Origin of the sequence: Neisseria sp. HMSC070A01, assembly GCF_001810165.1 — a bacterium.
In the GTDB taxonomy this organism is placed as follows: domain Bacteria; phylum Pseudomonadota; class Gammaproteobacteria; order Burkholderiales; family Neisseriaceae; genus Neisseria.
Genome location: NZ_KV800125.1, coordinates 164,425 through 186,228, shown reverse-complemented (window position 1 = coordinate 186,228; position 21,804 = coordinate 164,425). Strand labels below are relative to the sequence as shown.

Here is a 21,804-nt window from a genome sequence, read left to right as displayed (position 1 = left end):
CCGTCTGAAAGATTTTCAGACGGCCTTTATTATAGCCCAAAGTTTTTGTCTAAGTCCTTAGAGCAACACTTTCTCCACGCCGCCGTTGTTGGCTTTTTTTACGAACTCGTCCAGCCAGTTTTCGCCGAGAATATGTTTCGCCATTTCGATGACGATGTAGTCGGCGGGCATGTCGTTGTCGTCGGTGTAGCGGCTCAGGCCTTGCAGGCAGGCGGGGCAGGTGGTGAGCATTTTGACGGGTTCGCCTTGTGGCAGCTCTTTGAGGTTTTTCTCGATTTCTTCCTGTTTGCGGAATTTGACTTGTGTGGCGATGTCGGGGCGTTTGACGGCGAACATGCCGGATTCGCCGCAGCAGCGGTCGCTTAAGACGACTTTCTGTCCCATCAGGCTGCTGGCCATTTGGGTGGCGTTCATGGTTTTGATTGGGGTATGGCAAGGGTCGTGGTAGAGGTATTGCTGACCTTTCACGCCGTTCAGTTTCACGCCTTTTTCGAGCAGGTATTCGTGGATGTCGATGATGCGGCAGCCGGGGAAGATTTCTTCGAAGCGGTATTTTTCGAGCTGGTCGTAGCAGGTACCGCAACTGACGACGACGGTTTTGATGTCGAGGTAGTTGAGGGTGTTCGCCATACGGTGGAAGGCGACGCGGTTGTTGGTGCTCATTTGCTCGGCTTTTGCCTTGTTGCCGCCTGCGTCCTGCGGATAGCCGCAACACATATAGCCGGGCGGCAGGACGGTTTGTACGCCGACGTGCCAGAGCATGGCTTGGACGGCGAGTCCGATTTGGCTGAACAGGCGCTCAGAGCCGCAGCCGGGGAAGTAGAACACGGCTTCGGCATCTTCCGGAGAAGCCGGATTGCGGATGATGGGGATGCTTTTGTCGTCTTCGATGCCGAGCATGGAGCGCGGTGTTTTGGCGGGCACGCTTTTGGGCAAAGGACGGTTGATGAAGTGGATGATTTGTTCTTTGATTGGGGCGGTACCAACCGTGGCTTTGGGTTCGGCTTTTTGTTTTTTGGTGCCGACGGGCAGGAGTTTGCCGATTTTGTAGGCGAAGTTCTGCGCGGGGAAGCCGGTCTGTATCATGGCGGCGCGCAGGGCTTTGATGGTTTTCGGGCCGGTGGCGTTCAGAAATGCCATGCCCATCGATGCGGCGGGTGCGAAACGTTTGTGGCCGGAATCGGCAAGGTAGTTGCGGATGGCTACGGTTACGTCGCCGAAGTCGATGTTGACGGGGCAGGGTTTGACGCAGCGGTGGCACACGGTGCAGTGGTCGCCGATGTCCGTGAGTTCTTCAAAGTGTTTGATGGAAACGCCGCGGCGGGTTTGTTCTTCGTATAAGAAGGCTTCGGTCAACAGCCCCACGCCGAGGATTTTGTTGCGCGGACTGTACAGCAGGTTGGCGCGCGGAACGTGGGTGGAGCAGACGGGTTTGCATTTGCCGCAACGCAGGCAGTCTTTGATGGAATCGGCGATGGTGCCGAGGTCTGATTTTTCCATAATCAGCGATTCCGCACCCAACAGTTCGAACGACGGCGTGTAGGCGTTGCGTAAGTCTGAGCCTTTCATCAATTTGTGACGGTTGAAGGTGTGTTTGGGATCGACTTGGTTTTTGTAGTTCCAAAACGGCTGCAAGTCTTCATCGGTCAGAAATTCGAGCTTGGTGATGCCGATGCCGTGTTCGCCGGAAATCACACCGCCGAGCGAGCGGGCGAGTTTCATGATGCGTTCGACCGAACGGTAGGCGGTCTGAAGCATTTGGGCGTCGTCTGAATTGACGGGGATGTTGGTGTGGACGTTGCCGTCGCCGGCGTGCATGTGCAGGGCGACGAAGACTCTGCCACGCACGGTTTTGGCGTGGATTTTGCCCAAACCTTCGATGATTTTGGTGTCGGTTTTGCCGCTGAAGATTTCGGCGAGTGGTTTCATTACGTCTTCTTTGACGGACACGCGCAGGCGGAAATCGCGGAATGCGGTGAAACAGCTCTCGTCGTCTTTGGCTTCGGGCGCGGCATGGACGGCTGCGCCGTAGCGGGCTTTATAGTCGGCAAGCGGCGTGTCCAGATGGGCGAGCAACCAGTCCCAACGTTCTTTGACGGCGGAAACGTGGGCAAGGGCGTGTTTGCCGCGTTCGCCTAAAAGTTCGGTGGTCGGCAGGTCCGTGCCCATTTTGTCGATGGGGAGTTTGCCGGACAGATATTGCTCTAATTCAGCACAGAGTTTGAGTTTGTTTTGGATGGAAAGTTCGATGTTGATGCGTTCGATACCGTCCGAATACTCGCCCAGCCTCTCCAGCGGAATCACCACGTCTTCGTTGATTTTAAAGGCGTTGGTGTGCTTGGCGATGGCGGCGGTACGGCTGCGGTCGAGCCAGAAGGTTTTGCGCGCTTCGGGCGACACGGCGATAAAGCCTTCGCCGTCACGGGCGCGGGCAAGTTCGCAGATGTGTTCGGCGGCTGCCTGCACAGCGGCTTCGTCGTCTGAAACCACGTCCGCCAGTAAGACCATTTTCGGCCGCCCTTTACCTGCCGCTTTGGTGGCGTAGCCGACGGCGCGGACATAACGCCAGTCCAAATGTTCCAAACCTGCCAGCCGCACGCTGTCGTGGGCGAGCAGGAAATCGCGGATTTCAACGATAGAAGGCGTGGCGGTGGCGACCGTACCGAAAAACTCCATACACACGGTGCGCGTGTATTTCGGCATTTTGTGCAACACGAAGGCAACGCTGGTGATGATGCCATCCGTGCCTTCTTTTTGCACGCCGGGCAGGCCGCTCAAGAATTTGTCGGTAACGTCTTTGCCCAAACCGACTTTGCGGAATTTGTGGCCGGGGATTTCCAAGCGTTCGGTTTTAACGATATTGAGGCCGTCTGAATCTAACGTGTGAACGTCAAAGACTGCGGTTTCTTCGTCGTGGATTTTGCCGAAATTGTGGCGCACGCGCTCGATGCGCAGCCATTCGCCCTGCGGGTTGACCATCTGCCAATAGGCGAGGTTGTCCAACGCCGTCCCCCACAGCACGGCTTTTTTGCCGCCCGCGTTCATCGCCACATTGCCGCCCACGCAGGACGCATCGGCGGAAGTCGGATCGACGGCGAACACCAAACCCGCCTGATGCGCGGTTTCTTCCACCCGCCGCGTTACCACGCCCGCGCCGCAATGGATAATCGGATGTTTGCCGTTTAAACCCGCCAGTTCGACAAATTCCACGCCGCGATGCTTGTCCAGCTTTTCCGTATTGATAACCGCGCTGTTTGCATCCAAAGGCACGGCGCCGCCGGTATAACCCGTGCCGCCGCCGCGTGGGATAATGACCAAATCCAGCTCGATTAAGGCGCGCACTAAAGGCGCGATTTCCGCCTCTGTGTCGGGATTGACGACGACAAACGGATATTCGACGCGCCAGTCGGTCGCATCGGTAACGTGCGTTACCCGCGCCAGCCCGTCAAACATAATATTGTGCGGCTTGGTGATTTTGCTCAAACGCTCTAAAATCTGCCGCCGCTTTTGGCGCGTTTCGTCAAAACTGCCGTCAAAACGTTCGACCGCCTTTTCTGCCGCCGCAACCAATAGATCGACTTGCGGATTGTCGTCACGGCGTTTGCGGATTTCGTTCAAACGGTGGCGCATTTCCCGCACCAGCGCGGCACGGCGTTTCGGGTGCTCCAGCAAATCATCGACCAGATACGGATTGCGCACGACCACCCAAATATCGCCCAACACTTCAAACAACATCCGCGCCGAACGCCCCGTCCTGCGCTGTCCGCGCAAGTCCTGCAGAATCTGCCACGCCTCATCGCCCAACAGGCGGATGACGATTTCGCGGTCGGTGTAGGAAGTATAGTTGTAGGGAATTTCCCGAATACGCTGCGGGGCGGTAGTCGTGGTCATGGTTGAGTTCCGTTGATAGGTATAATGTTTTTATATTAAAGGCCGTCTGAAAAATACGATTTCTTCTTAATGGCGTGATGTGTTAATGTAGTGTAATTTTCGATATTTTTCAATGCAAAAGACGATAAACATTTCAATGCGAATGATTTTCAACTAGGTAATTTTGTTTACAATCTTGTCATGCAGATGGTTTTCAGACGGCCTGACAGATTTTATCGCTTGAGTTTTTCTGTAAAACCGCTATAATGCGTTTCTTCTACGGCGGGTCTCCCCGCATGGTAATTCGGAGCACCGGGTCAGGGGCGGAAGCCAGCAGCCCACTCTGATGAGCCAGTGCCGGGGGTTCGGCTCGCCACCTTATTCAAAAATGCCGGAGATGATTGAGTCTCCGGCATTTTTCATTATATAAAGCGTAATGATCAAAAGGCCGTCTGAAATCTCATTTTCAGACGGCCTTTGAGTTTATGAGCAAACTATTTATGCTTCTTCTGATTTTGTATTGGGCAAAACACAGTTCAGGATAATGGCCAATACGGCGCACAAACCTACACCGGCGAAGCTCAAAGTACCTACTTTGATAATCATGCCGCCGATACCGGTGGTCAATACGGAGCTGACGATAACCAGGTCTTTCGGCTGCATCAAATCGACTTTCGCATCAATCAATGTTTTGATGCCCAAAGAGGCGATAGTGCCGAACAGCAGCAACATAATGCCGCCCATAACCGGCATGGGGATCGAAGCCAAAAACGCGTTAAATTTACCGAAAAACGCCATGCAAATCGCAAAAATTGCCGCCCAAGTCATGATGACGGGGTTGCTGTTTTTGGTAATCATCACCGCGCCGGTTACTTCGCCGTAAGTGGTTACAGGAGGGCCGCCGATCAAACCGGCCACGCATACGCCCAGGCCGTCGCCGGCGAGGGTTTTGTCCAAGCCCGGGTCTTTGGTATAGTTTTTGCCGGTTACATTACCGATGGCCATAATGCCGCCGATGTGTTCAATGGCCGGGGCGATGGCAACAGGCAACATAAACAAGGCAGCCTGCCAGTTGACTTGAGGCGTTTCAAAATGAGGGACGGCAAACCAAGGAGCGTTGATGATGGTGCCGGTGTCGACCAAGCCCATGATTAAAGCCAACACATAGCCGGAAGCCACGCCGATTAGAATCGGAATCAGCTTCATCATTTTGCTGCCGAAGACAGAAACAATGACGGTTACCGCAAAGGTAAAGCCGGACAGAATCAGCGAGTCGATATAGTCGATGACCTGCTTGCCGCCTGATTGACCCATGGCCATGCTGCTGGCTGCAGCGGCCACAGACAAGCCGATTACCATAATCACGGGGCCGATAACCACGGGCGGCAACAGCTTGTGTACCGCATCCAGACCGCGCCATCTGATCAGAGCGGCAAAGACGAAGTACATGAAACCTGCCGCAAACAGACCGAACATGGTAGAAGGCAAGCCCCATTCTCCAATGGAGTAGATAATCGGTGCAATAAAGGCAAAAGAAGAGCCGAGAAAAATCGGCACTTTACGTTTGGTAACCAATTGGAACAACAACGTGCCCAAGCCTGCGCCCAATAATGCCAAAGCCGGGTTCAGTCCCGTCAGAAGCGGCACAAGCACCATAGCACCGAATGCGACAAACAAAATCTGCGCACCGGCTATCGCCGTTTTAAGCTGATTCATAAAAGCTCCGAAGAAAATTCAAACGGCGCAGATTATACTGATTTATCCTAATTGTGAACATTTATTTACAAAAGGCCGTCTGAACAGATGTAACGATGACACCTGTTCAGACGGCCTTATTCGATAGCGAATGGTTAGTAATTTATCAAAATCGATTAGGAAAATTTTTAGCCGCGTGTTTCGCGCCAAACCAGATAATCACGCAGGGGCGGCATGGGCGGATTGATGCAGTGGGGGCAGATGCCTGTGGTGTCTTCGTCGTCGCTGTCGATATGGTAGGCGTTGGGGTCAAAGCGCACCTGCTGCATCACGGCTTGCGCCAATGCCTGCGCCTGTACGACATCGAATTCAAATTTTTCCAAAATCTCATTCAATAGGCGGATTTCGCCGTCGCTGAAAGATTCGCTGTGTTTGACAATGAGGCGTTGATAATCTTCATTGCTGATTTTTTTGTGAAGTAAATCGGTCTGGATGGTCATGATTTTTATTGTTGAAATAAGATGGTCAAGATGCAGATTATAGCGGATATTGTGGTGATTGTTTTAAAGGTCGTTTTCTGGTTTGAAAAGTGTCTCTGTTTTGGCTTTTTTGGGCATTAAGCTGTTTAATTTCGAGTTAATTGCTTGGCAATCTTTGCTATAAAAAAATTCACCGATGTGTATGGTTTCCCCATGATAAACAAATGACCATGCACCTTGTTTGCTATTTGGTTTTCGTAAGGGGCTGGAGATGATGGATTTATTTCTTCTCTGGCTCAAATAATTATGTAGTGTGATTTTAGTGTTTTCTGTATTTGCATAGTTCTCATGTGGCTGCCATTGCGATATTTCTACGAGTGAAAATTTTCTACATTTTCCCAATCCAAATAGCGTGAATTGATGTGAAAGTATCCCATTTTGAACATGAATATGTTCTTGTCCAAAAAGTTGCCACAGTAAGTCATAAATACCTTGGCAAAAAAGCAGACCCAAAAATATAAGGAGTATGATATTAAATGCTGATTCAAAGTTTAAATTTGGAATGTTTGCCAATATCAATAGTAAGATTACAAGATCTCTACAAGTTAATAGAAGTTTGAGGCGGTTTCGAATAATTTTTGCTGACAAGGTAATTTTGCTTGGTGTTTGTTTGATTTTATAACGCGAAGATGTCATCAATAGCCTCCTAATTTGTCCGCCTGATACGCTTTTTGCAGCGGTGTAATTTGCGCCAAGCGGGCATGATCGATGTGTTCGGTAATTAAATGGGCCTTGCCTTGTGCGCGGCACTCGGCGGCGATTTTGCCTGCATTTACTTGGTTGGCAGCTTCAAGTAAAGCCAGCCAGTGTTCGCGTTGCGGATAGGGGGTGGCTTCAAGGTTCAGACGGCCTTGTTTGTCGGCCATGCAGACGTTTAAGGCTGTCTGAAAACGTTCTGGGCGGCGGAATGCGTCGGTTTTTTTCAAAACCTTCAAAATGGTTTTGCTTTTGAACTGCCCGACTTGGTGGAACATGATGTGCCAGCGGCAGACGAGTTCGGCAAGCTCGGCGCAGTGTTTGGGCGCGCGCAGGCGTTGATTGACTTCGCGGACGGGTTCGACACCATTGATGTCGTGTTCGTAGTGTTTCGGCAGGATATCGGCCGGTGTTTTTGCCTTGCCCAAGTCGTGCAATAAGGCGGCATAGCGTTCGGCGAGGGACAGATTCATTTCGGCGGCCCGTTGTACAACCATCAGTGTATGGATACCGCTGTCGATTTCGGGATGATAGTCGGCGCGTTGCGGTACGCCGAAAAGGGCGTCAAGCTCGGGCAGCAAGACTTTGAGTGCGCCGCATTCGCGTAAAACTTCAATCATTTTGCGCGGGTTTTTCTCCATCAAGCCTTTGGCCAATTCCTGCCAGACGCGTTCGGCAACCAAGGCATCCGCTTCGCCGTTTTCTACCATTTGCCGCATCAGCGACATGGTTTCATCGGCAATTTGAAACCCATAACGCGCGGCAAAACGGGCGATACGCAAAATACGCACGGGATCTTCGGCAAAGGCGGGCGAAACGTGGCGCAGGATGCCGTCCGCTAAGTCTTGTTGTCCGCCAAAGGGATCGATGATCGTGCCGTCTGAATCCTGAGCCATGGCATTGATGGTCAGGTCGCGGCGCATCAGGTCTTGTTCCAGCGTAACGTCTTTATCGGCATGAAAGCTGAATCCGGCATAGCCTTTGGCGGTTTTGCGCTCGGTACGGGCGAGGGCGTATTCTTCGTGGCTGTCCGGATGGAGAAAGACGGGAAAATCCTTGCCGACAGGTTGATAGCCTTGAGCCAACATGGTTTGCGCATCTGCACCGACGATCACCCAGTCGCGGTCTTTGACGGGCAGGCCTAAAAGATGGTCGCGGACGGCGCCGCCGACAAGATAGGTTTTTATGGTTTGTGTATTCATATAAAAATTGAACGATATAAAAAGGCCGTCTGAAAAGCCGTATTGGTTTTTCAGACGGCCTGATTCAGAATGCTATTATGACGCTTTAGGCTTGTTGCCGTCGATGATTTTCAAACCGGCGGAGACCAAGCTGCCGATGTCGGCAACGTTGGCAGGCATAATCAGCGTGTTGCTTTCTTTAGCCAAATTGCTGAAGGCGGCAACGTATTGCTCGGCAACTTTCAGGTTAACGGCTTCAGCACCGCCCTCGGAGCGGACAGCCTCGGCGATTTTGCGGATGGCGTCGGCGTTGGCTTCGGCTTCACCTTGTGCGCGGTTGATGCGGGCGATTTTTTCACCGTTTGATGCGTTGATGGCGGCTTGCGCTTCACCTTCGGATTGTTGGATTTCTGCTTCGCGCTGACCGCTGGCAAGGTTGATCTGCTCGATTTTACGGCCTTCGGATTCGGCAATGCGCGCGCGTTTTTCACGTTCGGCGGTAATTTGTGCCTGCATTGAGCGGAGGATTTCTTGCGGAGGAACCAAGTCTTTGATTTCGTAACGCAAGACTTTCACGCCCCATGCGCCTGCCGCTTCGTCCAAAGCAGCAACAACAATGCTGTTGATTTCGTCGCGTTCTTCAAAGGTTTTATCCAATTCCATACGGCCGATGACAGAGCGCAAAGTTGTCTGTGCAAGCTGGGTAATCGCCATGATGTAGTTGCTGGAACCATATGAAGCGAGTTTAGGATCGGTAACTTGGAAGTAGATAATGCCGTCCACGGTCAGCTGGGTGTTGTCGCGGGTAATACAGACTTGGCTGGGAACATCCAAAGGAACTTCTTTCAGCGAATGACGATAGGCGACACGGTCGATAAATGGGATAAGGATGTTCAGGCCTGCAGTCAGCGCTTTGTGAAAACGGCCTAATCGTTCGACTACATAAACTTCCTGTTGCGGTACAACGATAAAGGATTTGAAACCAAAAACAACAACAACGATGAGGATGAGGACGGGGAGGCTGAGCAGAAATTCCATAATGTTTCCTTATGATGATGGTTGGGAGAGTGTGCGGATAATCAGAAGATTACCGTTTTTGGCAGTAATGACTGCGCTTGAGGCCGTCTGAAAAGTATCTTGAGGCCGTTCGGCTTGTGCTTGCCAGTGTGTACCGCGGTAGGCGACTTCGTAAATATTGTCATGCAGGTGGCGTAGGATACGGACGTTTTGCCCAATATCCAAATCATCGTTGAGAGCTTGGGGAGTCAAGCGGTTTTTCAGACGGCCGTGTACCAGCCAGATACTGAGTGCGCTGATGATGGCGGCGGTCAAAACGGCGGTAGAGAAGTGTCCGCTTAATCCGTACATGATGCCGGCGGCGGCCAGCGCTACGCTGACAACCAAAAGATAAACCGTTCCGATAAACAATTCGACAATCAGAACAACGGTGGCGGCAACAAACCATATCGTTATGCGGCATATCCTTTATAATAAGTCCATTCAAAAACGGAGCGGCAAATAATGCAAACTTGGCACGAGGCGATTGGTACGGAAAAAGAAAAGGCGTATTTTCAAACGATTTTGGAGAAGGTTCGCCACGAAAGGCAGGCGGGGATAACCGTTTATCCGCCTGAGCGCGATGTATTCAATGCCTTTCGGACGACAGAGTTCGGAAGTGTAAAGGTTGTGATTTTGGGGCAAGACCCGTATCACGGCGCGGGTCAGGCGCATGGTTTGGCGTTTTCCGTGCAACCCGAAATTGCGGTGCCGCCGTCGTTGGTCAATATTTATAAAGAGCTGGCGACGGATATTGAGGGATTTCAGATTCCGCAACACGGCTATTTGCAGCATTGGGCGGAACAGGGCGTATTGCTGTTGAACACGGTGTTGACTGTCCGTGCCGGTGTGGCGCATTCCCATGCGACATTCGGTTGGGAGGCGTTTACCGATGAAGTCATCCGACAATTGGATAAGGAGCGCGAGCATTTAGTCTTTATGTTGTGGGGCAGCCATGCGCAGAAGAAAGGCGCGTTTATCGACCGCAACCGTCATTTGGTGCTGACCGCGCCACATCCTTCGCCCTTGTCGGCGTATCGCGGCTTTTTCGGCTGCAAACATTTTTCGCAGGCAAACGCTTATTTGCAGGCAAATGGTTTAGAGCCGATTGATTGGCAGGTTTAAATAAGCTGAAAGGCCGTCTGAAAGCAGATTTTCAGACGGCCTTATGATTTGGTCTCAAATCGAATATTCAATCAGCTCGTTTTGAGAAAAGACATAAACCTGTTTCGGAATCAGATTTAATTCTTTGCCTTCGGCGATTTGGTAACGCGCAGCATCGCTGCCAGCCAGCGTGATATGCACGTCTTGTTTGTCGTGCTTCACCAGAATATGCGTCAATGCGCCGACGGCGTGGATTTTTTCGATTTTGGCACGAATCATCGGCGTTTCGTTTTCGGCGGCAAGCTGCCATTCGTGCGGGCGGATATAGCCGATGGCGGTTTGTTCCTGCCATTTGTATTGCGCATCCAATTTCCATTCGAAGCCGTGGTAGTGCCAGATGCCTTTTTCGATGCGTCCTTCAAATGCGTCGGTTTCGCCGAGGAACTCGGTAACGAAGGCGTTTTCGGGTTTGCGGTAAATGGCTTCGGCGCTGCCGGTTTGTTCGATTTGGCCGTGGTTCATGACGACGATTTCGTCGGAAACTTCGAGGGCTTCTTCTTGGTCGTGCGTCACCAGAATGCTGGTTACGCCTAGGTTGTGATGGATGTCGCGTAGCCAGGTGCGTAATTCTTTGCGCACTTTGGCATCCAGCGCGCCGAAGGGTTCGTCCAAAAGCAGGAGTTTCGGTTCGACGGCGAGGGCACGGGCAAGGGCGATGCGTTGGCGTTGGCCGCCGGAGAGCTGGTGCGGATAGGATTTTGCCAAATGCGAGAGTTGCACGAGTTTGAGCAATTCTTCGACTTTGGTGCGGATTTGTTCTTTGGACGGGCGTTCGGACTTGGGCAATACGGTCAAACCGAAGGCGACGTTGTCAAACACGTTCATGTGGCGGAAGAGGGCGTAGTGTTGGAACACGAAACCGACTTTGCGCTCGCGCACATGCTTGGCGGTGACGTCTTGGCCGTCAAAGAGGATGTCGCCGCCGTCGGCGTTTTCCAGTCCGGCGATGATGCGCAGGAGCGTGGTTTTGCCGCAGCCGGAAGGGCCGAGCAGGGAAACGAGTTTGCCGGTGGGGACGTTGAGGTTGATGTTTTTCAGCGCGTGGAAACTGCCGAAGTGTTTGTTTAAGTTTTGAATAGTGATGCTCATGCTGCGTTCCTTTCGGCGGCGGCGAGTTTTTTATCTTGTAATTTGGTAATGATGTTTTGCACCAGCAAGGTGGCCAAGGCTAAAAGTGCCAATACGCCGGAGAGGGCGAATGCGCCGGTGAAGTTGTATTCGTTGTAGAAGATTTCGACCAAAAGCGGGATGGTGTTGGTTTCGCCGCGAATGTGCCCCGATACCACGCTGACCGCGCCAAACTCGCCCATCGCGCGGGCGTTGGTAAGAATGATGCCGTAGAGCAGCGCCCATTTGATGTTGGGCAGGGTAACGCGCCAAAACATCTGCCAGCCGTTTGCGCCGAGTATCAAGGCAGCCTGTTCTTCGCTGTCGCCCTGCGCCTGCATTAAAGGAATGATTTCGCGCGCGACAAAGGGGAAAGTAACGAACAGCGTCGCCAAAATAATGCCGGGGATGGCGAAGATAATCTGTATGCCTTGCGCTTCAAGCCAGCCGCCCAACACCGTGTGTGCACCGAACAATAAGACGAACATCAAACCGGCCACCACGGGCGACACGGAAAACGGCAAATCGAGCAGGGTGGTCAGCAACTGCTTGCCGCGGAAGTCGAAACGGGTCAGCAGCCACGCCATCGCCACGCCCAATACGGCATTGATGGGAACGACAATCAGCGCGGTAATCAGCGTCAATTTGATGGCAGACCAAGCTTCGGGATCGGTCAGAGATTGCAGGTACAAATCCCAACCGCCTTTTAAGGCTTCATAGAATACGGCAACCAAAGGCACGACCAGCATCAGCAGCAGAAAGCCCAAGGCGGTAGCGGTCAGCAATACGCGCAGCCAACGCGGTTCGCTCAAATTTGGATTGGTGGAATGGGTTTTCATGGTAGGGTAGTCTCGATTTATTCTTGTATCTGTTTGGGCCGTCTGAAAAATGTTTGCTTAATGTTTCAGACGGCCTGTTGTTTGTTAAACCCTCGCTCCGGCGCGGCGGCTTAAAGTCCATTGCATGATGTTTAAAATCAGCAGGATGACAAACGAAATCATCAGCATAAACAGAGCAACGACAGACGCGCCCTGAGCATCGTATTGCTCCAGTTTGCCGGTAATAATCAAGGGTAGGATTTCAGACACCATTGGAATATTGCCTGCGATAAAGATAACCGAGCCGTATTCGCCGGTAGAGCGGGCAAACATCATGCCTGCACCGGTCAACAGTGCCGGTGTGATTTCAGGCAAAAGGACGCGGCGGAACGTAGTCCAACGACTTGCGCCCAAAGTTGCCGCCGCTTCTTCATACTCGCCCGACAATTCTTCCAATACCGGCTGCACGGCGCGGACGATAAAGGGCAGGCTGACGACAATCAGCGCAATCCAGATGCCGGTAGGCGTAAAGGCGATTTTGATGCCCAAAGGCTCGAAAAAACGGCCTATCCAGCCATTGGGCGCATATAGGGTTGCCAACGCAATGCCTGTTACCGCTGTCGGCAGCGCAAACGGCAAATCGACCAAAGCGTTTACTAATCCTTTGCCCGGAAATTCATAGCGTACCAATACCCAGGCAACCAATGTACCGAATACGATATTGGTCAACATCGCATAAAACGACATCCGCAAGCTCAGCCAGACGGCCGCTAAGACATTGGGTTCGGTAATTGTGTTCCAAAATCCGCTCCAGCCTATTTCCGCCGCTTTGGCCGCCATCATGGCAAACGGCAAAACCACCAAAAGCGACAGGCATAAAACCGTCAAACCCAGGCTGAGCTTGAAACCCGGCAATACAGAAGGCGTTTTGAGTAACAACATAATGGCAACCGTCAAAATTTAATACGCGCTTACTTTAACAAGGCCGTCTGGAAACTGGAAAGAATGCTTTGTTTGGTATAAAGACGATTTTGTTATATTGAAGACATGAAAAGGCCGTCTGAACATCATATTTCAGACGGCCTTGCTGGTGTGGTAAGTATCAATAGGCAACAGGATCTTGAGAGGCAGGCTGGCGTTGCGCTGCATCGTAGTTTTCCTGAGCCGAGCGGACGGCTTTTTCCAAACCGTTGATCCGTTCGAGATAGCGGGCATAGTTGCGTTCATTGCCATAACGCACTTTTTTGCCTTCTTCCAAATTTTTCTTAGCGGTATCCAAAGCACGCTTGGCTGCGCCGACGTCAGCCGGATTGACCTGTGCGACAGCTTCTTCCGCTTGCTCGGTTTTGCTTGGGGAAGTCGGCGTTACCGGTGTTGAAACAGGCGCAGAAGTATATACGGACGGTTTGCCAATATTGCTGGCTTTGCAGTTTTTGCCGCCGGCTTGGGTATAGACTTTGCGGCCGGCAGAATCGGTACATTCAAAAATAGGCGCGGCGGAAACCGCAGTTGTCAAAGCGAGCAGTAATGTGCTGATCCAGATTTTGTTCATTTTTTATTTTTCCTTAAAACCATTTCCACCAAACAAACAAAGCCGCAATCATGATGATGTTGGCGAAGAGGATGGGTTTCCACTGTCTGGGCGCGCGCCGCAATTCGGAGCCTGAGCGCGTGCGGCGGATATAGAAAAACGGGCTGAGCAGCATGGAGGCGGCACATACCAAAATAATCACGGCGTAATAGATTTTGTGCGTTTCCATATCGTTTCTCCGTTTCAGACGGCCTAAGATGCTGACTACAACGCGTTTTGGCGCGAAGCGTTGCCTGTTTTCATCTTGCATCAGGTATTGGGCACATTTGCCATGGCCTCAATCCTGAGGTCTTTGCAAAAATATGCTACAATCGCGTCCGATTATAACATTCTATTTATAAAGGTTTTACGAATAATGATTTCTACCAACGGCATCACCATGCAGTTCGGCGCAAAGCCGCTGTTTGAAAACGTATCCGTCAAATTCGGCGAAGGCAACCGTTATGGCTTGATCGGCGCCAACGGTTCGGGTAAATCCACTTTCATGAAAATCCTCGGCGGCGATTTGGAACAGACTGCCGGCGAAGTGGCGATTGAAAACGGCGTACGTTTGGGTAAATTGCGTCAAGACCAGTTTGCCTACGAAGACATGCGCGTGCTGGATGTGGTGATGATGGGTCATACAGAAATGTGGGCGGCGATGACCGAGCGTGATGCGATTTACGCCAATCCCGAAGCCACCGAAGACGACTACATGAAAGCCGCCGAACTGGAAGCCAAGTTCGCTGAATACGACGGCTACACTGCCGAAGCGCGTGCTGCCGAGCTATTGAGCGGCGTGGGCATTTCCGAAGATTTGCACAATGCGACCATGGCGGAAGTCGCCCCTGGCTTCAAATTGCGCGTATTGCTGGCGCAAGCCCTGTTCTCCAAACCTGATGTATTGCTCTTGGACGAACCGACCAATAACTTGGACATTAATACCATCCGTTGGTTGGAAGGCGTGTTGAACCAATACGATTCCACCATGATCATCATCTCGCACGACCGTCACTTCTTGAACGAAGTCTGCACCCACATGGCGGATTTGGACTACAACACCATCACCATCTATCCGGGCAACTACGACGACTATATGCTCGCTTCCGCCCAATCGCGTGAGCGCGCCCTGAAAGACAACGCCAAAGCCAAAGAGAAACTGCAAGAGCTGCAAGAGTTCGTCGCACGCTTCTCTGCCAACAAATCCAAAGCCCGTCAGGCAACCAGCCGTCTGAAACAGGCCGACAAAATCAAATCGGAAATGGTTGAAGTCAAACCTTCTACCCGTCAAAACCCGTATATCCGTTTTGAAGCCGACGAAAAAGCCAAGTTGCACCGTCAGGCAGTGGAAGTTGAAAAACTGGCCAAACGTTTTGAAACCCAGTTGTTTAAAAACCTGAACTTTATCCTTGAAGCCGGTCAACGCCTCGCCATCATCGGCCCGAACGGCGCAGGTAAATCTACCCTGCTGAAACTTTTGGCCGGCGCGTACAACCCCGAATATTCAGACGGCCTGTTGCCGGACGAAGGCACCATCAAATGGGCGGAAAAAGCCAGTGTCGGCTACTATCCGCAAGACCATGAAAACGACTTCGACGTTGATATGGATTTGACTGAATGGATGCGTCAATGGGGCCAGGAAGGCGATGACGAACAAGTCATCCGCGGCACTTTGGGCCGCTTGCTCTTCGGCAGCAACGATGTCGTGAAAAAAGTGAAGGTTCTTTCCGGTGGTGAAAAAGGCCGTATGCTTTACGGTAAACTGTTGCTGTTGAAACCCAATGTCTTGGTCATGGACGAACCGACCAACCACATGGACATGGAAAGCATCGAATCCTTGAACATGGCGCTGGAAAAATACAACGGCACGCTGATTTTCGTATCACACGACCGCCAGTTTGTATCTTCGCTGGCTACCCAAATCATTGAATTGGATGGCAAAGGCGGATATGAACACTACTTGGGCGATTACGAAAGCTATCTGGAGAAAAAAGGAATTGTGTAGGAAATAGCATGAATGCAAACCTTAAAAAACTACTGCAAAACCTGCTTGCGCTAATCGTGTTGCCTGTACTGGGCTGGTACATTACGCTTGGAGACGCTGTAAATGTTGTCGACACTGAACATGCTTCTCGTAAAGGCCGAGCAGTGGCTTGGTTATTTAATGAGTTTGGTGCAACCGGCGTTTGGGGCTTCTTGGGCATAATTTGGATTGCCTGCCTGATTTTAGCCATTCGTTCATACAAAGCATGGCAAAAGGATAAGTCACAGTAAATTAAGGTTCTAGATAGTATGTACTTGCTAGAAGAAAATATCCATATGAATCATTGGATTGAATGATACATCTGAATATAAACAGGCAATTGAAAGCTATCTGGAGAAAAAGTATGGCTTAAATCTTTACCCACAATCTAATAAGGCATTGAGATGCCGTCTGAAAATTTCTATATTTTCAGACGGCATTTTCTTTTCAAAATTAAACAATATCATATTGAACTTTTATGCCAAAATTATGACTAATAAAAGCTTTTTTGCAAAATAATAACTCAATATTACGATATTTTTGAAGGAATATATTAAATGGTAAACATTAAAACAGTAGTACCCAATGCCTCTCAATATGGTGCCAAACTTGGCTATACGACTTATGAGGCAGAACAAGGTGAACTGAAAAACGGTGTTGTTAAAAATGCCCCTTCTTCAGAGGCAGAACACGCAACTGTCCGTGAAGCAAGCGGTCAGGCATATGTTGATTTGCCGACCAATGCGTCCGTTTCATTTATTGCGCAAGCAGATGCCAATGCCGTAACCGTCCGTTATACCGTTCCTGACGGTGAAAGTGGTAAAGTAGAAGTCAAAGTCAATAATACAGTGATCGGTACTTTGGATTTATCTTCCAAATCCAACTGGCAATATTTGGATAACTACAAATATCATCCGGATGGCGATATTAAAGTTCATGATACACCCGCGGCAGATAGGCTTGCCCGTTTCCAATTTGACGAAGTTAGCCAATTATTTAAAGAGGCCAATATCAAGGTAGGGGATAAGGTTACCATCACTAATATCGACAGCACGCCCGTAGGCATTGACTTGGTTGATTTGGAAAAGGCACCGGATGCTATTAAACAGCCTGAAAACAGTGTCAGCATTACTGATTTTGGCGCAGTCGCCAATGATGGCTCGGATGATTACCAAGCATTCATGGCTGCAATTGAATCTGCCAAAGCATCTAAAAAATCTGTTTACATTCCTGAAGGTCAATTTGATTTTAGTGAACAACTGCACATTTACGCGCCTGAAGGTGTAAAAATTAGCGGAGCAGGCCAATGGCACACTAAATTGCATTTTACCAGTACTAAAATAGGTGGCGGTGGTATCGTGTTTGAACACGGCACCAACAAAATTGATTTTGGAAATGTTTCCATGGATTCGGATTTAACTTCTCGCTATAACGAAGGCGCGAACTATAAAGGTATTTCCGGTACCTTGGGTAACGGTTCATCGATTCACGATATCAAAATTGAACATTTTGAAGTAGGTGCCTGGATTGGTGATTATGCCCCAGCATCTGATATGCACTACACTAATGGTTTGACTATTTCTAATGCCACTATTCGCAATAACTTGGCAGATGGCGTTAACTTTGCCCAAGGGACCAGCAATTCCACCGTTATCAATTCCAATCTCCGTGGCAATGGTGATGATGGCTTAGCAACATGGTCGAGCATTCATGAAAATACTAATGCCCATGTTGCTGAAAATAACCGCTTTTTGAATAATACCGTTGAATTAGGCTGGCGTGCGGCCGGTATTGGCATCTTTGGCGGTAAAGGTCATGAAGTAGCCAATAACCTTATCAAAGATAATGCTAATTGGGGCGGCGTACGCTTAAACACTGTATTCAAAAAAAGCCATAATTTTGATTTCAATGATATGGGTATTTCCGTTCACGATAATTTACTGGTAAGCAACGGGACTAATGCAGATACATATGGTCGTGTTAAAGGATCTATCGATTTGGAAGAAGGCAGGGATTATGCTACTCCCAAAAAAGATATTTTGGGAGAACTCAAAAATATCAAAATTGAAAATAACACTATTGTGAATAATCTTTCCGATCAAGAAATTACCAAAACCCGTAATCCTAAAGAAGGTAATATTCCGGAGTCTGTAAACGAGACTACATTGACCATCGAAAATAATCACAGCCTTTCGGTAGCAGAAAATAATTCTGCAAAAAATGTAGCGGAAGTAGATGATCATAGTCTTACCCAAGCCTCGCTTCATTTAGGGGAGAATAACATCATAACCATTACGGACAGCAGCCATGCTCTTGTCAGCGGCGGCGATGGCAATGACCGGATCAGAGGTAGTTTGGGTAATGATACGATTAACGGTGATTCAGGTGATGATGTCATTTTCGGCTATGATGGAGACGATCGTCTTAATGGCGGTATAGGTAATGATTCTGTACATGGAGGTAATGGCAACGATACCTTATGGGGAGAAAGTGGCGATGACCGTTTGAGTGGGGGTGATGGCGACGACGTTTTGTTCGGCGGACAAGGAATCGATTACTTGGTAGGCGGCAAGGGTGCCGATACTTATGTTTTCAGCCTTGGAGAAGGTAAGGATACGATTATCGATAATGTGGGCGAACATAATGCACTGCAATTCGGCCAAAATATCTCTGTTAATGACCTGCATATTGATGTTGCTACCGATGTTCGAGGCAATACTGATTGGAAAATTACCATCAAGGGATCAGAAGGGGACAGCATAACCATCAATGATCAGTTCATTTCCGGTAAAACTGATGCTGTGATTGATACCTTCCGTTTCGATGAAGGTACATTGAGCCTGCAAGAGTTGATGGGTAGATTGTCAGGCAACGGCAATATCAGTCATTTGTCAGCCGTCAATACGCACACTGAGCGCATGAGCTACTCGTCTGTCAATACGGCTGATGTTCATGATGACGCAGCATCTGCCGCCAACGCTGGAATCATTTAATTAGCTGTCTTTTAGGATAAATAAAGGCCGTCTGAAAACTGGAAAACAGATTTCAGACGGCCTTTTTGTTGCTTATCTTGTTATGGTTGATTGTTTAGAAGAGCATTAACTGAATAAACCTTTAAACCACAACACAATCGCATCCCACATACGGCGCAGCCAGCTGCCTTCTTCCACACCGTTTAGCGCGACGACGTCTTTTTCGGCAATGATTTTGCCGTCTTTCATGACTTTCAGTTTGCCCAATACTTGGCCTTTTTCAATCGGGGCGAGGACGGGCTGAAGCGTTTCTAAGATTGGTTTGACGTTTTTGCCGGTATCGTGGGGAATGGTAATGTAAACATCGTCCAAGAAACCGATATCTACGGCTTTGGTGCTGCCTTTGTAAACTTTGACTTGGGAAATCACTTCTCCGCCGTTGTAAAGTTTAGGTGTATCAAATGCCTGCAATGACCAGTTGAGCAGTTTGCTGCTTTCGCTTGCGCGCGCTTCGGTGGATTCGGCACCGGCAAGGATGGAAACAATACGGCGGTTGTTACGTTTGCTGGAAGCGGCGAGATGGTAGCCTGCGCCTTCGCTATAGCCGGTTTTCAAACCATCGATACTGCTGTCGCGATAGAGCAGGAGATTGCGGTTGGGCTGCTCGATATTATTGTATTTGAAAGATTTGTTTGCAAACAAAGGATAGTATTTCGGATAGTCGTTGATCAGCGCGGCTGCCAAAATAGCCAAGTCGCCAACGGTTGAAACATGGCCGTTAGAAGAAATGCCGGTCGGGTTGTTGAAGTGGGTGTGCTTCATGCCCAAGCGTTTGGCTTCTTCATTCATTTGTTTGACGAATTCATCGATGGAGCCGTTGCCGATGGCTTCTGCAAGGGTGATGGCGGCATCGTTGGCCGATTGGATGGTTGTCCCCTTAATTAAGGAGCTGACGCTGACAGGCACTTTGGGGTCGAGGAACATACGCGAACCTTCGACTTTCCATGCGGCATTGGAAACGGTCAGCATTTGGCCTGCTTCAAGTGTACCATTTTCTAATGCTTTAAAGGCAAGGTAGGCAGTCATCATTTGTGTCAACGCGGCAGGTTCGATAGGCGCGTCGGCATTGTTGGATGCCAAGGTTTGCTTGCTGTGCAGGTCGGTAACGATGTAGGCGGTCGCCGCGATTTCCGGCGGCGTTGTCGGGCTGTTGATGCTGTGCAACAATGGCTGCGGCTGTGCCTCGCCTTGTACGGCAGGTGCGGAGGCAACCGGGTCGGCGGCAAGGGCGTGGGTATTCAGGAGGGCAGCAAAAATTAAGCTAAGTAGCGTTTTTTTCATCATTGTTTGTAGATTTGAATATGGGTGGATACTGTTATTGAGTAAACGGTTTGGCATACTAAATAGATAGTAAGCGGACATTATACCGTTTCATTCAGGCTTTGCTAAGATTTTTCTTGCCTTCAGACGGCCTCAGGGGTATGGTTTTAACTTTTTCCTCAGGCCGATTCGGCCGAATGACAATTTATTTTCGAACACTGAATACCATGAACCATCCTCTTCCTCTTTCCGATTATCTGACCCGTATTTTGACCGCTTCCGTTTATGATGTGGCCATAGAAACGCCTTTGGACTTGGCGCGCAGTCTGTCAGGCCGTCTGAACAATCAGGTTTTGCTCAAGCGCGAAGATTTGCAGCCGGTGTTTTCGTTCAAAATCCGCGGCGCGTACAACAAAATGGCGAAGCTGCCGAAAGAAGCCTTGGATTGCGGCGTGATTGCTGCCAGCGCGGGCAACCATGCGCAGGGTGTGGCTTTGTCGGCGCAGTATTTGGGTTGCCGCGCCGTCATCGTGATGCCGGAAACAACGCCCAAAATTAAAATTGACGCAGTTAAGAGCCGTGGCGGCGAAGTGGTATTGAAAGGCGTGTCTTACAATGATGCCTATGATTATGCGATGGAGTTGGCCGAAAAGGAAAAGCTGACTTATATCGCGCCGTTTGATGATCCGGATGTGATTGCCGGTCAGGGAACCATCGGCATGGAAATTCTCCGCCAACACCGCAATATCAATGCGATTTTTGTTCCGATTGGCGGCGGCGGTTTGGCAGCAGGCGTAGCGGCATTTATCAAACAGGTTTGCCCTGAGATTAAAGTGATTGGCGTGCAAACCGATGATTCTTGTTGTATGAAGCAATCGGTAGAAGCAGGGGAAATCGTACATTTGAAAGATGTCGGCCTGTTTTCAGACGGCACGGCGGTCAAGGTTGTCGGTGATGAAACCTTCCGCCTGTGTAAAGAGCTGTTGGACGAGATTATTACGGTCAATACGGATATGTTGTGCGGCGCGATTAAAGATATTTTTGACGATACGCGCAGCATTACCGAGCCTGCGGGCGCATTGGCACTTGCCGGCCTGAAGGCTTACGTTGCGAAAAACAATATCCAAGGTCAAAACCTGGTTGCCGTTACCAGCGGCGCCAACATGAACTTCCACCGCTTACGCCACGTTTCGGAGCGCAGTGAGCTGGGCGAGGGCAACGAAGGCATTTTCGCCGTTACCATTCCCGAAGAAAAGGGCAGCTTCCTGAAGTTTATCAATTTGTTGGGAAGCCGGAACATTACTGAGTTCAACTATCGCTACGGCAGTGATAAAAATGCGCATATTTTTGTCGGCTTGCAAACTGCCGGTGCGCAAGACTTGGCCGTCATCAGTGAACAACTGACTGAAGCAGGCCTGCCCAATGTCGATTTGACCAATGATGAAATCGCCAAAATCCATATCCGTTACATGGTCGGCGGCCGTACGGAAAAAGTAGCCAACGAACGTTTGGTCAGCTTTGAATTTCCTGAGCGCCCGGGTGCGTTGTCCCGTTTCTTGAGCCATATGCGTGCCGAGTGGAATATTACTTTATTCCATTACCGCAACCATGGTGCGGACTACGGTCGTATTTTGGTCGGTATCGATGTACCTGAAAGCGACAATGAGGCTTTTGCCGACTTCTTGGATAGCTTGGGTTATGTTTATAAAGAAGAAACTGACAATCCGGCCTACAAACTTTTCCTAGCTTAATCGGTAAGATAAAAGGCCGTCTGAAACTTTTCAGACGGCCTT

General features: G+C 49.9%; 18 protein-coding genes and 1 other RNA gene. 6 read left to right on the top strand and 13 right to left on the bottom strand.

The genetic code is table 11. From position 1 onward, the window contains the following. Nucleotides 1-57: 57 nt before the first annotated feature. Nucleotides 58-3,891 (bottom strand): DUF3683 domain-containing protein, encoded by a 3,834-nt coding sequence (locus tag HMPREF2711_RS07860; protein WP_003746826.1) that lies wholly within the window; start codon nt 3,889-3,891, stop codon nt 58-60. 260 nt (nt 3,892-4,151) lie between these two features. Here HMPREF2711_RS07860 and ffs point away from each other — a divergent pair. Further along, an RNA gene (gene ffs, locus HMPREF2711_RS07855) (signal recognition particle sRNA small type) lies at nt 4,152-4,248 on the top strand. 120 nt (nt 4,249-4,368) lie between these two features. On the opposite strand, the gene HMPREF2711_RS07850 is transcribed toward ffs, so the two are convergent. From HMPREF2711_RS07850 to HMPREF2711_RS07825, 6 genes are all read right to left on the bottom strand, one after another. Next, nucleotides 4,369-5,586: a uracil-xanthine permease family protein gene (locus HMPREF2711_RS07850; RefSeq protein WP_003746824.1), complete on the bottom strand. Its 1,218-nt coding sequence runs from the start codon at nt 5,584-5,586 to the stop codon at nt 4,369-4,371. A 167-nt stretch (nt 5,587-5,753) separates the two neighbouring features. Then, nucleotides 5,754-6,065 carry a hypothetical protein gene (locus tag HMPREF2711_RS07845; RefSeq protein ID WP_003746822.1) on the bottom strand — a complete coding sequence of 104 codons (312 nt, stop codon included), beginning with the start codon at nt 6,063-6,065 and terminating at the stop codon, nt 5,754-5,756. A gap of 63 nt (nt 6,066-6,128) precedes the next feature. Continuing rightward, entirely contained in the window at nt 6,129-6,740 is a 612-nt protein-coding gene (locus HMPREF2711_RS07840; protein ID WP_003746820.1) for a hypothetical protein, read from the bottom strand. Next, nucleotides 6,740-8,002: a multifunctional CCA addition/repair protein gene (locus HMPREF2711_RS07835; protein WP_003746817.1), complete on the bottom strand. Its 1,263-nt coding sequence runs from the start codon at nt 8,000-8,002 to the stop codon at nt 6,740-6,742. Before HMPREF2711_RS07835 ends, HMPREF2711_RS07840 begins: the two co-directional genes overlap by 1 nt. Nucleotides 8,003-8,077: 75 nt before the next feature. After that, the gene (locus tag HMPREF2711_RS07830) at nt 8,078-9,019 is read right to left on the bottom strand and encodes an SPFH domain-containing protein (protein WP_003746815.1); all 942 of its coding nucleotides are present in this window, start codon (nt 9,017-9,019) and stop codon (nt 8,078-8,080) included. Nucleotides 9,020-9,028: 9 nt separating this feature from the next. Next, nucleotides 9,029-9,454 carry an NfeD family protein gene (locus HMPREF2711_RS07825; RefSeq protein WP_036493673.1) on the bottom strand — a complete coding sequence of 142 codons (426 nt, stop codon included), beginning with the start codon at nt 9,452-9,454 and terminating at the stop codon, nt 9,029-9,031. A 48-nt stretch (nt 9,455-9,502) separates the two neighbouring features. On the opposite strand from HMPREF2711_RS07825, the gene ung reads away from it, so the two are divergent. After that, nucleotides 9,503-10,162, top strand: coding sequence for a uracil-DNA glycosylase (gene ung / locus HMPREF2711_RS07820; RefSeq protein ID WP_003746810.1), 660 nt, complete (start codon nt 9,503-9,505; stop codon nt 10,160-10,162). A 54-nt stretch (nt 10,163-10,216) separates the two neighbouring features. Here the strand turns inward: ung and HMPREF2711_RS07815 are convergent, their stop codons facing one another. From HMPREF2711_RS07815 to HMPREF2711_RS07795, 5 genes are all read right to left on the bottom strand, one after another. After that, nucleotides 10,217-11,290, bottom strand: coding sequence for a sulfate/molybdate ABC transporter ATP-binding protein (locus tag HMPREF2711_RS07815; RefSeq protein WP_003746808.1), 1,074 nt, complete (start codon nt 11,288-11,290; stop codon nt 10,217-10,219). Further along, nucleotides 11,287-12,147, bottom strand: coding sequence for a sulfate ABC transporter permease subunit CysW (cysW, locus tag HMPREF2711_RS07810; RefSeq protein ID WP_003746805.1), 861 nt, complete (start codon nt 12,145-12,147; stop codon nt 11,287-11,289). The genes HMPREF2711_RS07815 and cysW overlap by 4 nt, the downstream gene beginning before the upstream one ends. A gap of 84 nt (nt 12,148-12,231) precedes the next feature. Next, nucleotides 12,232-13,068 (bottom strand): sulfate ABC transporter permease subunit CysT, encoded by an 837-nt coding sequence (gene cysT / locus HMPREF2711_RS07805; RefSeq protein WP_003746803.1) that lies wholly within the window; start codon nt 13,066-13,068, stop codon nt 12,232-12,234. Between the two features lie 160 nt (nt 13,069-13,228). Continuing rightward, the gene (locus HMPREF2711_RS07800) at nt 13,229-13,678 is read right to left on the bottom strand and encodes a DUF4124 domain-containing protein (RefSeq protein WP_003746801.1); all 450 of its coding nucleotides are present in this window, start codon (nt 13,676-13,678) and stop codon (nt 13,229-13,231) included. A 13-nt stretch (nt 13,679-13,691) separates the two neighbouring features. After that, on the bottom strand, nt 13,692-13,886 hold the full coding sequence (locus HMPREF2711_RS07795; RefSeq protein ID WP_036493670.1) for a hypothetical protein: 195 nt from the start codon (nt 13,884-13,886) through the stop codon (nt 13,692-13,694). A 186-nt stretch (nt 13,887-14,072) separates the two neighbouring features. Between HMPREF2711_RS07795 and HMPREF2711_RS07790 the strand changes: the two genes are divergently transcribed. The 3 genes from HMPREF2711_RS07790 to HMPREF2711_RS07780 all read left to right on the top strand — a co-directional run bounded on the left by HMPREF2711_RS07790 (nt 14,073) and on the right by HMPREF2711_RS07780 (nt 18,712). Continuing rightward, a complete protein-coding gene (locus tag HMPREF2711_RS07790; protein ID WP_003746799.1) occupies nt 14,073-15,701 on the top strand; it encodes an ABC-F family ATPase in 1,629 nt (542 codons plus the stop codon). 8 nt (nt 15,702-15,709) lie between these two features. After that, nucleotides 15,710-15,970 (top strand): hypothetical protein, encoded by a 261-nt coding sequence (locus HMPREF2711_RS07785; protein WP_003746797.1) that lies wholly within the window; start codon nt 15,710-15,712, stop codon nt 15,968-15,970. Nucleotides 15,971-16,276: 306 nt separating this feature from the next. After that, entirely contained in the window at nt 16,277-18,712 is a 2,436-nt protein-coding gene (locus tag HMPREF2711_RS07780) for a right-handed parallel beta-helix repeat-containing protein (RefSeq protein WP_003746794.1), read from the top strand. Nucleotides 18,713-18,817: 105 nt separating this feature from the next. Here the strand turns inward: HMPREF2711_RS07780 and HMPREF2711_RS07775 are convergent, their stop codons facing one another. Beyond that, nucleotides 18,818-20,035, bottom strand: coding sequence for a D-alanyl-D-alanine carboxypeptidase family protein (locus HMPREF2711_RS07775; RefSeq protein WP_003746792.1), 1,218 nt, complete (start codon nt 20,033-20,035; stop codon nt 18,818-18,820). Between the two features lie 203 nt (nt 20,036-20,238). Between HMPREF2711_RS07775 and ilvA the strand changes: the two genes are divergently transcribed. Further along, complete coding sequence (gene ilvA / locus HMPREF2711_RS07770; protein ID WP_003746790.1) at nt 20,239-21,762, top strand: threonine ammonia-lyase, biosynthetic; 1,524 nt, start codon at nt 20,239-20,241, stop codon at nt 21,760-21,762. Nucleotides 21,763-21,804 lie beyond the last annotated feature (42 nt).